This is a genomic window from Hoylesella marshii DSM 16973 = JCM 13450, from assembly GCF_000146675.1.
GTDB lineage: Bacteria > Bacteroidota > Bacteroidia > Bacteroidales > Bacteroidaceae > Prevotella > Prevotella marshii.
Genome location: NZ_GL397214.1, coordinates 49,101 through 62,225, shown reverse-complemented (window position 1 = coordinate 62,225; position 13,125 = coordinate 49,101). Strand labels below are relative to the sequence as shown.

Here is a 13,125-nt window from a genome sequence, read left to right as displayed (position 1 = left end):
TTTGCTTGCCGTTTGGAAATTAATACGTATATTTGCACACATGAATCAAGAATGCACAAACCCATCATTTGCAGAACATTGCAATGAGATTTTCCGTCAGGTGATACGCGACTATCACCTCAAAGACGACATTGATACGCCTATCAACAATCCTTACAACCGCGACTCCATAGAAAACCGGCTGTATCTCAAATGCTGGATAGATACCGTTCAGTGGCATCTCGAGGACATCATACGCAACCCGCACATCGACCCCGTTGAGGCTTTGAGCCTGAAAAGACGCATTGATAAATCCAACCAAGACCGCACAGACCTTGTAGAACAGATTGATGCGTACTTCCGACAGCGGTATTCCGACGTACAAGCGTTGCCCGATGCACAGATAAATACCGAGAGTCCGGCATGGGCTATCGACCGTCTCTCCATCCTCGCCCTGAAGATTTATCACATGAAGGAGCAGACAGAACGCACCGATGCCTCACCGGAACACATTGAAAAATGCGGTGCCAAACTCGCCGTTCTACAGGAACAACAAGCAGACCTCAGCACAGCTATCGACCAACTGCTTGCCGATATTGCTGCCGGCCGTAAGTACATGAAAGTCTATATGCAGATGAAAATGTATAACGACCCCGCTACCAATCCCGTATTATACGGCAAGAAAGAATAAGATGCCGCAGCATCGAAGAGAAACAAGCCTACCGACTATCAGACAATCAACAAGCCGGTCTGCCCTTACACCTTATTATATATAGGGAACAGTAAGTGGGGCAAGAGAGTGTTTCTCTCGATTCTGTACCTTGATACCTAACCCTATGAAGACCGACCATCTTCTGATTATCCGCTTTTCGGCCATCGGCGATGTGGCGATGACCGTGCCCGTTGTCTATTCTTTGGCACGCCAATACCCTTCGTTGCACATTACCGTGCTGAGCAAACCTTTCAGCAGAACGTTTTTTGAGGGGCTTTCACCGAATATCAGCTTTATGAGTGCCGACGTAAAAAACGAATACCAGGGACTCAAAGGCTTGAATGCTCTCTACCGGAGGCTTACCGCAAAGCGATTTACCGCAGTGGCCGACTTCCACGATGTGTTACGTTCCCGCTATCTGCGACTTCGATTTTGGCTTGCCGGCACAAAGACAAGGCATATTGATAAGCATCGTCGAGAGCGGCAACAGCTCATTTCCCGCAAACACAAAGTTCTTCACCAACTTCCCACTTCCTTTCAAAACTACGCCGACGTGCTGGCACGTTTGGGCTATCCCGTCAAACTTGATTTCCACAGTATCTTTCCCGATGGGCAGGTGTCTCTTTCCTCTCTTCCGCAGATTTTTACCGACTCCACCCACCAAAGACCATGGATAGGCCTTGCACCCTTTGCCGCCCACAAGGGAAAAATATACCCGTTACCCCTCATGGAACAAACCCTCGCCATGCTTATCGAGAGGTATCCCCACTGCCGCATAATGCTTTTCGGAGGCGGCGACAAAGAAAAAGCCGTTTTCAACACATGGTGCCGTCGTTTTCAACAAGTCATAAATGCCTCGGAAACGTTGCAGGGAATGACGCAGGAACTCATACTCATGAGTCAATTAGACCTCATGATTAGCATGGATAGCGCAAATATGCACCTCGCATCGCTCGTGGCCACACCCGTAGTCAGTATATGGGGAGCCACCCATCCCTATGCGGGATTCATGGGATGGCAGCAACAGGAGACCCATGCCGTGCAGATACCACTACCCTGCCGGCCATGTTCCATCTACGGAAACAAGCCTTGTTTGCGTGGTGATTACACCTGTTTGAACGAGATTCAGCCGGCTATGATTGTTGAAAAAGTCAGCGATGTGCTGACCCGACGTGCACTCGAATCCAATCCTCCCTCTCCCCTCGCATAAGCGTTGCCACATATCAGGGAAACAGGAAGACACGTTTTCTCGCATTATACATAAACAACTGACTCACAAATAGATACACTTCTATCTGTAAAAGCTATCCTTTTACATGCTCATCGCTATCCTTTTATCGCCTCAAAGCTATGTTTTTACACACTTAAAGCATAGCTCTTACAAATCCGTTCCATCTCTCCGACTTTTTCTCAATCGCCCATCCTGAATTTGTAGACTGTCGTTTCACTTTGTGCAAGTTAAGGAGGATTGCTTTCATCGTTCAACAACACCTTTGTTCAATCCCCTGTTCCGTGCTGAGAGACGACCGTTTTTACCGCGTTAAATAGCATTAACGAGGACACGAAATGTGAGGAAAGATACCGCAGATGTAGAAATTTATTGCTAAATTTGCACGCAATAAATTTTCCAATACCTATGTCATCATTTGTTGCAGATAAAATTGTGATGGACGGATTAACTTTCGATGACGTCCTGTTAATTCCCGCTTATTCTGAGGTTTTGCCGAAAACGGTGTCGTTGAAGACAAGATTTTCGCGCCACATAGAGCTGAATATCCCCTTTGTTACGGCTGCCATGGACACCGTAACCGAAGCTGCCATGGGCATAGCCATCGCCCGTGAAGGCGGAATAGGCGTCATTCACAAGAACATGTCTATCGAAGACCAAGCCCGACAGGTAGCTATTGTGAAGCGGGCAGAGAACGGTATGATTTACGACCCTGTGACCATTCGCTGCGGAAGCACGGTGCAGGACGCGCTGAACCTGATGGCCGAATACCATATAGGAGGTATTCCTGTGGTAGATGAGACAGGCCATTTGGCGGGAATCGTGACCAATCGCGACCTCCGTTTTGAGCGCCGGTTCGACAAAAAGATAGACGAGGTGATGACAAAAGAAAACTTGGTGACGACAAACATTCAGACCGATTTGGCCGCAGCAGCACAAATCTTGCAGGAAAACAAGATAGAGAAACTGCCGGTCATTGATAAAGACAATCGTTTGGTAGGACTGATTACTTATAAAGACATCACCAAGGCGAAAGACAAACCTATGGCCTGCAAAGACGAAAAAGGGCGCTTGAGGGTAGCCGCAGGCGTAGGCGTAACGACAGATACGCTGGAACGGATGCAGGCTTTGGTAGATGCCAAGGCTGACGCAATCGTCATTGACACGGCGCATGGGCACTCCAAATACGTGGTAGAGAAACTCATTGAAGCCAAATCGGCATTCCCCCATGTAGACATCGTTGTGGGAAACGTGGCTACGGGACAAGCGGCCAAGCTGTTAGCAGACAACGGTGCCGATGCCGTAAAGGTGGGAATAGGTCCGGGGTCGATATGTACCACACGCGTGGTAGCAGGCGTTGGCGTGCCGCAATTGAGTGCTGTGTACGACGTTTACGCAGCTTTGAAAGGTACGGGAGTGCCCTTGATTGCCGACGGAGGTCTGCGCTATTCGGGCGATGTAGTAAAAGCACTCGCTGCCGGAGGCAGTTCCGTAATGATTGGCTCTCTCGTTGCAGGCACCGAAGAGAGCCCGGGCGAGACCATCATCTTCAACGGTCGCAAGTTCAAAAGTTATCGCGGAATGGGCAGTCTCGAAGCGATGGAACAGAAAAACGGCTCTAAAGACCGCTATTTCCAAGCCGATACGCAGGAAGTAAAGAAGCTCGTACCCGAAGGGATTGCAGGGCGCGTACCCTACAAAGGTACCGTGCAGGAAGTCATCTATCAGATGGTGGGCGGTCTTCGCTCCGGTATGGGCTATTGCGGTGCCAACAGTATCGATGCGCTTCATGAGGCCAAATTCACGCGTATCACAAATGCCGGTGTCATGGAAAGCCATCCTCACGATATATCCATTACCAGCGAAGCACCCAATTACAGCCGTCCCGAATAAGAAAAAGGAAGATTGCAAAGCGTGAAAAATCACCGTTCCATGGTTGAAAACCGCGCTTTCGGAAAACAAGAACTATCGGAAAAGAAATGAAAAGAAAGGCATTGCTGATTTCGTTACTGTTGTGGAGCATGATTGTCGCTGCGCAGACAGACCCCATTATCATGACCATTGCGGGGCAACCGGTAAGCCGTTCCGAGTTTGAATACTCCTATAACAAGAACAACGGTAAGGAGGCGATAGACCCGAAGACAGTAGAGGAATACGCAGAGCTGTTCATCAACTATAAACTAAAGGTGCGAGCAGCCCTCGATGCCCGTTTAGACACGCTTTCATCGTTTAAGAACGAGTTTACCGTTTACCGCAATCAGCAGGTGAAACCCTTGCTGATAACCGATGCTGATGTGGAGGCAGAGGCGCGGAAAATTTACGAGCAACGCCGTGCCCAGATAGGCGACAAAGGATTGATACATCCCGCCCATATCTTTATACGTGTGCCGCAGAATGCCCCGAAAGAAGCACTTGACCGAGCCAAACAGCGCATCGACTCCATCTATGCTGCACTACGAGGCGGTGCAGACTTTGCCACATTGGCTGAAAAATATTCCGAAGACCCTATGTCGGCACGGCAAGGAGGTGCTCTCCCGTGGTTTGCACCGGGTGAGACGCTGGAAGATTTTGAGAAAACAGCCTATCGTTTGAAAACAGGAGAGACAGCACCGCCGATGTTGTCATTTGCCGGTTATCATATCATCAGAATGCTCGACCGCAAGCAGATGGAACCTTTCGACGAATTGAAAGCCGACATCATTAGGGCATTAAAAACGCGGAATATACGCGAAAAGATAGCCGACGAACGATTGAAAGAAATGGCCGAGACCTCAAAAACAGGAAAAACTGAGGCACAAATCATGGATGAGAAAGCGGCAGAACTCTCTGAAAAAGAGCAGAGTCTCAAATATCTTATCGCTGAATACCATGATGGCTTACTCTTATATGAAATCAGCAATCGCATGATTTGGGAGAAAGCAGCACAGGACGAAGCTGCATTGACGGCCTATTTCAAAAAACATAAGAAGACGTATCAATGGGATTCGCCCCGTTATAAAGGCATTGCCTACTACGTGAAAGAGGCCTCCGACGTGAAGAAAGTAAAGCAATGCTTGCGTGGAAAGGCCTTTGAAGAATGGCCGGAAGTGCTGCGCAAGGCGTTCAATACAGACAATACGCTACGCATTCGCGTAGAAAAAGGATTGTTTAAGCAAGGCGATAATGCGCTGATAGACCGTGAAGTGTTTCATAAAGATACGACCGTTGTACAGCAGAAAGACTGTCCCGTAGCCGGTGTTTACGGCAAATTGCTCAAAGCACCCAAAGAAATGAGCGATGTAAGAGGCCTTGTCACAGCCGATTATCAAGACTATCTGGAGGCCGAATGGGTGCAGGCACTCCGCAGGAAATATCCCGTTGTCATCCATCAAGATGTATTGGCAACCGTGAATAAACATTGAAAACAACAGGAAAATGAAGACCGGATATAAAATTTTGGCAGGTTTCGCAGCCCTGACACTATGGGCGGGAATGTCGGCTAAGGGACATTTGCCCCATACTACAGCAGCAGCCAACGATTCGACAGAGAGCATCGACAACAACCCAGCCAGCGTAATAGACGAAGTCATCTGGGTGGTTGGCGACGAGCCGATACTTAAATCAGACGTTGAAATGATGAGGCAGCAGGGTGAAGCCGAAGGGATGAAGTTCCCCGGAGACCCTGATTGCAGCATCCCCGAACAACTTGCTGTACAGAAACTCTTTCTGCATCAAGCAGCCTTGGACAGTATCTCTGTTACCGAAACCGAGATAAACCAGAGCATTGACCAGCAGATTAACTACTGGATACAGATGATTGGCTCGCGTGAAAAGTTAGAAGAATACCGCAAACAGAGCATTACGCAGATACGACAGGAACTGCATGACGACTTTAAAAACCGTCAGATGATTCACAAGATGCGTGAGAAATTAGTAGAAGGCATCAGCGTTACGCCCGGGGAAGTACGGGCTTATTTCCGCGATATGCCAAAAGACAGCATCCCGTTTGTGCCTACCGAAGTGGAAGTACAAATCATCACGCGCACGCCGAAGATACCCCAAGAGGAGATTAACCGCGTAAAAGACGAGTTGAGACAATACACCGAGCGGGTGAATAAGGGAGAAACCTCCTTTGCAACGCTTGCCCGTCTGTATTCCGAAGACCCGGGGTCAGCCCGTCAAGGCGGAGAGCTGGACTACACGGGACGAGGTATGTTAGACCCCGCATTTGCTTCCGTGGCTTTCAACCTTACCGATCCGAAAAAGATTTCCAAAGTGGTAGAGACGGAATTTGGCTATCATATCATCCAGCTCATCGACAAGCGAGGCGACAAAGTGAAAGTGCGTCATATCTTAAAGAAACCCGTCGTATCGCAGAAAGGCATCGATGATGCCATCCTTCACTTAGACTCCATCGGTTCGGACATACGCAACGGTAAGTTCACTTTTGACGAAGCAGCCATGTATGTCTCGGATGACAAGGACACGAGAAACAACCACGGGCTCATGGCCAATGCCAATTCAAATTCCCGTACCTCGAAGTTCCGCATGCAAGACCTGCCCACCGAAATAGCCCGAGTGGTGGATACGCTCCGTGTCGGCCAAGTTTCGCAGGCGTTCAAAATGATTAACAGCCGTGGAAAGACAGTGTGCGCCATCATCCGTCTACGGTCTAAGATAGACGGACATCAGGCTACCATCACCGAAGACTTCCAGACAATGAAAGACGTTGTCTTGGCAAAACGCCGCGAAGAGGTCATCAACGCATGGATAACCCAAAAGATAAAGGATACTTATGTCCGAATGAACGACCGCTATAAGCATTGTAATTTTGAATATCAAGGTTGGATTAAATGACATCCGATAACAGATACGGAACGAAAAACAGCGGGCATAGAATCCTCCTACTCTGGGTTCTATGCCTGTTTGGACTAAGTTTGGTACAGTCGAAACAGACCCGTCCGCGCAAGCGTACGCCTGCGAAAACCGACCAAAAGGTGTATCTTGTACATGCCGACGAACTGTTTTACGACCTCTACGGTTCGCGTCCCGATGCACAAATCGTAAAGGGACGTGTGCATTTTCTTCATCAAGGAGCCCACATGACCTGCGATAGTGCCTATTTCTATGAGGCTTCCAATTCTTTCAGAGCTTTCGGGCATGTACGCATGAAGCAAGGGGACACCCTTTCGCTGACAAGCGATTACGCCTATTATGACGGCAATGAGCAGATGGCAGAAGCCCGTCATCACGTTGTTTTGCAGCATCGGGGCTCACGATTGTATTGCGACAGTCTGAATTTCGACCGCATGTATGGCATCGGTTACTTCTTTGAAGGCGGCAAGTTAGTAGACAAGAAAACCGTGCTTACTTCCGATTGGGGCGAATATCACACCGCCACAAAGCAAGCAGTGTTTAAATACGACGTGCATCTGAAAAGCCCTAAATACATTGTGAAGACAGATACCCTGTATTACGACACAAGGAAATCGACCGCCAGAGTAGATGGTCCGTCGGTTGTTACCTCCGGAAAGAGCGTGATACATACCACAAAGGGGCTTTTCGACACACAGCGAGACAAGGCGCAACTCTTTGAGCGGTCTACCGTAACGAACAAAGGGAAGAACATGACGGCCGACAGTCTGTATCACGACAGCAAAAGGGGTATCAGTCAAGGGTACGGCCATGTGGTCTATACAGACAACATTCAAAAGAACCAACTCACAGGCGGCTACTGCTATTATAATGAGAAAACGGGCTATGCCGTTGCCACAAAAAATCCTGTTGCCATGGATTTCTCGCAGAAAGACACGCTCTATCTGCATGCCGACACCATGAAACTCTACACGTTTCACATCAATACCGACTCGATGTATCGCAAGGTTCACGCCTTCCATAAGGTGCGGGCGTACCGTACGGACGTGCAGGCCGTATGCGATTCGCTGGTTTTCAACTCCAAAGACTCTTGCATGACGATGTACAAAGACCCTATTGTGTGGAATGCAAACCGGCAACTGTTAGGAGAGAAAATATTGGTTTACTTCAACGATTCCACCGTTCGCTTCGCCCATGTCATCGGCCAAGCACTCTCCGTTGAGCAGATGGCAGACGGGAAACACTACAACCAAGTGGCTTCAAAGCAGATGAAAGCTTTCTTTATCGACGGCAACATGCGCGAGGCGTGGGCAGAGGGAAACGTGGCATCGGTGTACTATCCCATCGACGACAAAGACAGTACGCTCATCGGACTCAACTATATTGAGACTGATACGATGAAGATGTATATCGGCGCCGACCGCCAATTACAACGTATCTGGATGCCGAAGGCCGAGGGTACGCTCTATCCCATGACGCAGGCTCCTGCCGAGAAACACGCCCTGCCCTCGTTTGCATGGTTCGATGATGTGCGCCCGCTCAACAAAGACGACATCTACGAATGGCGCGGGAAACAAGCCGACAAGGTGTTGAAGCCGCAGGAAAGCCGCGAAGCTCCTCTGCCGATGCTCACTCAAACGAAAGGAACTGCCCCATGATGTTTTTCCAGCAACGTCGGCCGAGACCCTTTCACCACGAATATATCTACGTAGACGAACGGAAAGAACGCCTGCGGCAGATAGAAGAAAGGGCTGCACGTGCCGTTCAAGAGAAAGTCGGCAACACTCCGGATGCCGACCGGTGGAAAGACCGTTTCACAGAGGCAACACCCCGTCTACGCCGTCATCGTCATGGCGAAAACCACTTTGCACTTCCCGTAAGTATCGGTCTGCCCGTGCTGCTGCTCTTCCTTTTGGCGTTGATATGGGTTTATATAAATATGTAGAAAGCAGACAACGATGAGCGACATCATACAACTTTTACCCGATACAGTGGCCAACCAGATTGCTGCAGGCGAGGTTATCCAGCGTCCGGCATCGGTTATCAAAGAATTGGTGGAAAACGCCGTAGATGCCGGAGCAGAGACCATACACGTTTCGGTGACAGATGCCGGCCGCACGTCCATACAGGTGATTGATGACGGGTGCGGCATGTCCGACACCGATGCCCGCCTTTCTTTCGAGCGCCATGCCACCTCGAAGATTCGTAAAGCCGACGATTTGTTCGCACTCCACACCATGGGCTTCCGCGGAGAAGCCCTCGCTTCTATCGCCGCAGTTGCCCAAATAGAACTCCGTACACGGCTTCGCGGCACGCAATTGGGCACCCGCCTTTCCGTTTCCGGCTTCCAATTCACCGGTCAAGAGCCTGTTTCGTGCGCCGAAGGAACGAACATCACGGTGGAAAACCTTTTCTTCAACGTGCCGGCAAGACGAAAGTTCCTCAAGTCGAACGCCACCGAACTGAGCCACATCACCACCGTCTTCGAGCGCATCGTCTTGGTAAATCCCCACATTCGATTCACCCTTCACAGCAACGGCACAGAGCTTTTCAACCTCGCGCAGGGAACAACACGGCAACGAATCATCGATATCTTCGGGCGAAAACTCAATCAGGAACTGCTGCCCATCAAAGCCGATACACAGCTCTGTCGCATCTCCGGTTTCATCGGCAAGCCCGAGTCGGCACGTAAGCGCGGTGCCCGACAGTTCTTCTTCGTAAACGGCCGCTACATGAAACACCCGTATTTTGCAAAAGCGGTCATGTCGGCCTACGAGCGTTTGGTACCTGCCGGCGAACAGATACCCTACTTTATTTATTTCGATGTCAATCCTCAAGACATCGATGTGAACATCCATCCCACGAAAACAGAAATCAAATTCGAGAACGAACAGCCTATCTGGCAGATACTTTCGGCCGCCGTCAGAGAGACGTTCGGTAAATTCAACGATGTTCCCTCCATAGACTTCGACACACAAGGGAAACCCGATATTCCCGTGTTCAACCCGCTTCCCAACCACGCCACCACGCCGAAAGTAAACTACAATCCGTTCTACAATCCGTTCAAAGAGCAGGCCGCTCATAGACGCACACAAGCTCCCGAACAATGGGAACAGATTTACGAGGGATTGAAAGGCGGCACGGAGGCGCAACACACCTTGTTTCCGCAAGCAGAAGAGCGTACCGACGAGAACCTTATCTCCGAAAAATCGCCCGTTCATTATCAGTATAAAGGGCAGTATATCATGACTGCCGTCAAATCCGGACTGATGATTATCGACCAGCACAGGGCGCATATCCGCATCTTATACGAGAAATATATGCAGCAGCTGACCCACCACTCAGGCCATGCCCAGCAGGTGCTCTTCCCCGAGACCGTCAGCTTTCCGCCATCTGAAGCCGCATTGCTCGACCGCATCCTGCCCGAAATGACCGGCATGGGCTTCGACTTAACCGATCTCGGAGGAGGCACTTACGCCATCAATGGCATACCGGCCGACATAGAGGGACTCAACGTCGTGAGCCTTATCAACGAGATGGTGAGCACAGCCATTGAGCAAGGAACAGACATCCGCGAAGACATCAACCATTCGTTGGCCATGAGCCTTGCCCGTCAGGCTGCCATACCGCAAGGGCAGGTGCTGAACAACGACGAGATGGAAGCCATCGTCAATGCCCTCTTTGCCTGTTCCAACGTGAACTATACCCCCACCGGCAAACCCGTGCTCTGTATCTTAGAACAAAAGAATATCGAGCAAATGCTCAATACTTAAAGCTCCCGAGGAGCGGTGGAATGCAGGCAGATGGTGAATCCCGCAGGACGCCCGCCCTGAGATGAATGTACCGCCCCCATCAGAACGCGAGTTTGGGATAAGGTTGTGTGGATTGTAAGCCCCAAAGGGGCGACAGAATACAGGCAGGTGGTGAAGCGATAGCGTAACCCCTGCATGAAGCATCCCCCATCAAAACTCCGGAGGAGTGACGGAACGATAACGGACATGCTGCCGTTCCATCGCCCCTTTGGGGCTTTTTCTTTTTGCGTATGCTTAACAGGGGCTTCACCCCTGCCTGTGCTCCATCGCCTCTCCGAGGCTCTTTCTTACAAGCATTGTCGGCTTTATCAACAAAAAAAGCGAGTGGTACGCGTCGTCGCGACGCGTACCACCCTATGTGTGTACATATATAAAGGTGTTTCTTTTATGCTTCCCGCATCAGTTGCGCCGCTCGGCACTCTTTCGCTCGGAAATCAATGATTTTTGCGCCGCACGGCACTCTTTTGCTCGGAAATCAATGATTCCGGAACCATTTGAGTGCCGAACGGTGCCGGCAGAGTCTAAATCCGGCTTGCGGAGTGCCGAGCGGTGTCGGCAGAGGCTAAATCCGGCTTGCAGAGTGCCGAACGGTGTCGGCAGAGGCTAAATCCGGCTTGCAGAGTGCCGAACGGTGCCGGCAGAGGCTAAATCCGACTTGCAGAGTGCCGAACGGTGTCGGCAGAGGCTAAATCCGGCTTGCAGAGTGCCGAGCGATGCCGGCAGAGGCTAAATCCGGTTACGTGGAGTGCGCGACTTATTCTGTCCACAGGTTGTATCCCGTTCCGGTGGTCTGCTCGTCGTCTTCCCACTCGTCTTCGTCGAAGTCGCCGGGCTTGGCATCGCCTTCATTGATGCTATGCCATGAATTAACGGGAAATTGTTCTGCGATATCGCCGCTCACGGCTAAGCGTACAACGCGGCTGACGGGGGCGATGTAGGGTCTCTTGGTGATTTTTGTTGTTTCCATTTTAGTACACTTTCTTTTTACCGTTTACAATGTAAATGCCTTTCTCGGGGTGGGTTACGCGCTGCCCTTGCAGGTTGTAGATGATGTCGGGGCGATGGTTGTCGGTTTCGATGTCGCGAATTGCCGTCACGCTGCCGTCTTCGGCTTCATCAAAATCGATGATGAATGCCTTGGCCGAGCCGGCTACCGAGGCGGGGATGCGCAGTCCGGCCTTATGCGCCTTGAGGTGGATAGAGCTGATGTCATGGCCTGTCTGGCGGTAAAAGCCTTGTCCGTTCGGGCCGCTGCCGAAGAGGAAATATTTATAACCGGGGGCGTTGAGGGTTTGCTCGGTGGCGGTGCCCACGAGCAGGTTTTGGGCGATGGTGACCGGTGTGCCCGACACGTTGGCCTTGTATTCATAGGTCTGTCCGGCTGTGCCTTTCAATATCACGGCCTGTCCTGCGGGGATGATGCTGCCGGCGACAAACTTCTTGGCGTTGGCTTTTTTCCTTTCGCCGGGTGTTGCACTGGGAACGATGCTTTCTATCACGAATGCCTCGCAGCCCGTGGGTACCTCGAAGTTCTCGGTCTCGAGATAGAGCGTGGCATAGCCCGAAGTGCCGATTTTCACTTCTTCGCGATAGACTCCTTTCAAGTCTGCCCAATGTGCTGTCGTTTCATAGGTGAGTGTGGCCTCAGTTGGAACAAAGACGCTCAGATTCGTAAGATTATAAAATAGCTGACCACTTGCAGTAGGAGGAATAGCGCGATGCATCCTTATTTTCGACACGTTGTTAGAAGTAAATGCTCCCCATCCAATTTCTTCCACCGAGGCGGGAATATCAAACTCCGCAATTTTACTCATCATAAAAGCCCATATACCGATTTTCTTTACCGTGGCAGGAATTTCCAACGCCGTAAGATTGGTTTGGATAAAACAATAATCGCCGATAACTTGCAATTGAGAGGGCAATTTGACATACTCCAAGACGTAACAAGAAGCAAAAGTATTCCCTGGCAATTCGGTGATTTTGGTATTCTCAAGCCCATAAACATATTTAAGGGTTTCACTCGAAAACATTTCGGTATCTTCTATCTTTTCCAAACTGCTGGGCAGCGTAATGGAAACACAGTGACTTCGAGCTATGGCATGCGCTTTGAGCCTTAAAACACCTTCTGAAATATGGAGGTTAGTGAATTTATTCTCTGTAAAGAAAGCTTGTTCACCGATTTCAACAACTTGATAGGAATTTCCTCCATAAGAAATGAAGCCAGGGAGATTTAAATCTGTCCCGGTGAAACCGGCTGGAATTGCTCCACGCCCGGTCAGTCTTACTTGGCGCGGATTGGTGTTGATGATGTCATACTTCAAAGGAATGCCATCAGCATTGTTGAGGATGAAACTCTGCGCCATGAGTTGACACGAATATACAAGCGCAAATAAATAAAATAGAATTCTCTTCATATCACTGATTTTTTTATTACTGAATACTTACTAAAAATGGAGTAATTTTTTGCCTTTCTGCACCTTGCAAATAGGCACGAAAAAGCAAACAAAGGGAACTCCTCGGAGCCCTTTGCCTATAGGGGA

10 protein-coding genes are annotated in these 13,125 nt (G+C 49.9%); 8 read left to right on the top strand and 2 right to left on the bottom strand.

Translation table 11 applies throughout. From position 1 onward, the window contains the following. The first annotated feature begins 40 nt into the window (after positions 1 to 40). The 8 genes from HMPREF0658_RS00290 to mutL all read left to right on the top strand — a co-directional run bounded on the left by HMPREF0658_RS00290 (position 41) and on the right by mutL (position 10,546). Positions 41 to 670, top strand: a complete 630-nt coding sequence (locus HMPREF0658_RS00290) for a DUF4254 domain-containing protein (RefSeq protein WP_024990918.1) — start codon at positions 41 to 43, stop codon at positions 668 to 670. 145 nt (positions 671 to 815) lie between these two features. Beyond that, positions 816 to 1,901 (top strand): glycosyltransferase family 9 protein, encoded by a 1,086-nt coding sequence (locus HMPREF0658_RS00285; RefSeq protein ID WP_006947683.1) that lies wholly within the window; start codon positions 816 to 818, stop codon positions 1,899 to 1,901. Positions 1,902 to 2,327: 426 nt separating this feature from the next. Continuing rightward, the gene (gene guaB, locus HMPREF0658_RS00280) at positions 2,328 to 3,812 is read left to right on the top strand and encodes an IMP dehydrogenase (RefSeq protein ID WP_006947682.1); all 1,485 of its coding nucleotides are present in this window, start codon (positions 2,328 to 2,330) and stop codon (positions 3,810 to 3,812) included. Positions 3,813 to 3,898: 86 nt separating this feature from the next. Beyond that, complete coding sequence (locus tag HMPREF0658_RS00275) at positions 3,899 to 5,320, top strand: peptidylprolyl isomerase (protein ID WP_006947681.1); 1,422 nt, start codon at positions 3,899 to 3,901, stop codon at positions 5,318 to 5,320. Between the two features lie 13 nt (positions 5,321 to 5,333). Then, positions 5,334 to 6,755 (top strand): peptidylprolyl isomerase, encoded by a 1,422-nt coding sequence (locus tag HMPREF0658_RS00270; protein WP_006947680.1) that lies wholly within the window; start codon positions 5,334 to 5,336, stop codon positions 6,753 to 6,755. Further along, a complete protein-coding gene (locus HMPREF0658_RS00265; protein ID WP_006947679.1) occupies positions 6,752 to 8,431 on the top strand; it encodes an OstA-like protein in 1,680 nt (559 codons plus the stop codon). The genes HMPREF0658_RS00270 and HMPREF0658_RS00265 overlap by 4 nt, the downstream gene beginning before the upstream one ends. Further along, positions 8,428 to 8,718, top strand: a complete 291-nt coding sequence (locus tag HMPREF0658_RS00260; protein WP_006947678.1) for a hypothetical protein — start codon at positions 8,428 to 8,430, stop codon at positions 8,716 to 8,718. Before HMPREF0658_RS00265 ends, HMPREF0658_RS00260 begins: the two co-directional genes overlap by 4 nt. Positions 8,719 to 8,731: 13 nt before the next feature. Continuing rightward, a complete protein-coding gene (mutL, locus tag HMPREF0658_RS00255) occupies positions 8,732 to 10,546 on the top strand; it encodes a DNA mismatch repair endonuclease MutL (protein ID WP_006947671.1) in 1,815 nt (604 codons plus the stop codon). Positions 10,547 to 11,339: 793 nt separating this feature from the next. Here the strand turns inward: mutL and HMPREF0658_RS00250 are convergent. Together HMPREF0658_RS00250 and HMPREF0658_RS00245 are read right to left on the bottom strand one after the other, a co-directional pair. Continuing rightward, positions 11,340 to 11,552 carry a hypothetical protein gene (locus HMPREF0658_RS00250; protein WP_006947667.1) on the bottom strand — a complete coding sequence of 71 codons (213 nt, stop codon included), beginning with the start codon at positions 11,550 to 11,552 and terminating at the stop codon, positions 11,340 to 11,342. Between the two features lies 1 nt (position 11,553). Continuing rightward, positions 11,554 to 12,999, bottom strand: coding sequence for a leucine-rich repeat domain-containing protein (locus HMPREF0658_RS00245; RefSeq protein WP_006947666.1), 1,446 nt, complete (start codon positions 12,997 to 12,999; stop codon positions 11,554 to 11,556). Between the last annotated feature and the right edge of the window lie 126 nt (positions 13,000 to 13,125).

Coding starts and splice junctions, on each gene's coding strand:
- mutL (WP_006947671.1), top strand. CDS start 8,732: ATGAGCGACATCATACAACTTTTACCCGATACAGTGGCCAACCAGATT.
- HMPREF0658_RS00285 (WP_006947683.1), top strand. CDS start 816: ATGAAGACCGACCATCTTCTGATTATCCGCTTTTCGGCCATCGGCGAT.
- HMPREF0658_RS00290 (WP_024990918.1), top strand. CDS start 41: ATGAATCAAGAATGCACAAACCCATCATTTGCAGAACATTGCAATGAG.
- HMPREF0658_RS00270 (WP_006947680.1), top strand. CDS start 5,334: ATGAAGACCGGATATAAAATTTTGGCAGGTTTCGCAGCCCTGACACTA.
- HMPREF0658_RS00245 (WP_006947666.1), bottom strand. CDS start 12,999: ATGAAGAGAATTCTATTTTATTTATTTGCGCTTGTATATTCGTGTCAA.
- HMPREF0658_RS00250 (WP_006947667.1), bottom strand. CDS start 11,552: ATGGAAACAACAAAAATCACCAAGAGACCCTACATCGCCCCCGTCAGC.
- HMPREF0658_RS00260 (WP_006947678.1), top strand. CDS start 8,428: ATGATGTTTTTCCAGCAACGTCGGCCGAGACCCTTTCACCACGAATAT.
- HMPREF0658_RS00275 (WP_006947681.1), top strand. CDS start 3,899: ATGAAAAGAAAGGCATTGCTGATTTCGTTACTGTTGTGGAGCATGATT.
- guaB (WP_006947682.1), top strand. CDS start 2,328: ATGTCATCATTTGTTGCAGATAAAATTGTGATGGACGGATTAACTTTC.
- HMPREF0658_RS00265 (WP_006947679.1), top strand. CDS start 6,752: ATGACATCCGATAACAGATACGGAACGAAAAACAGCGGGCATAGAATC.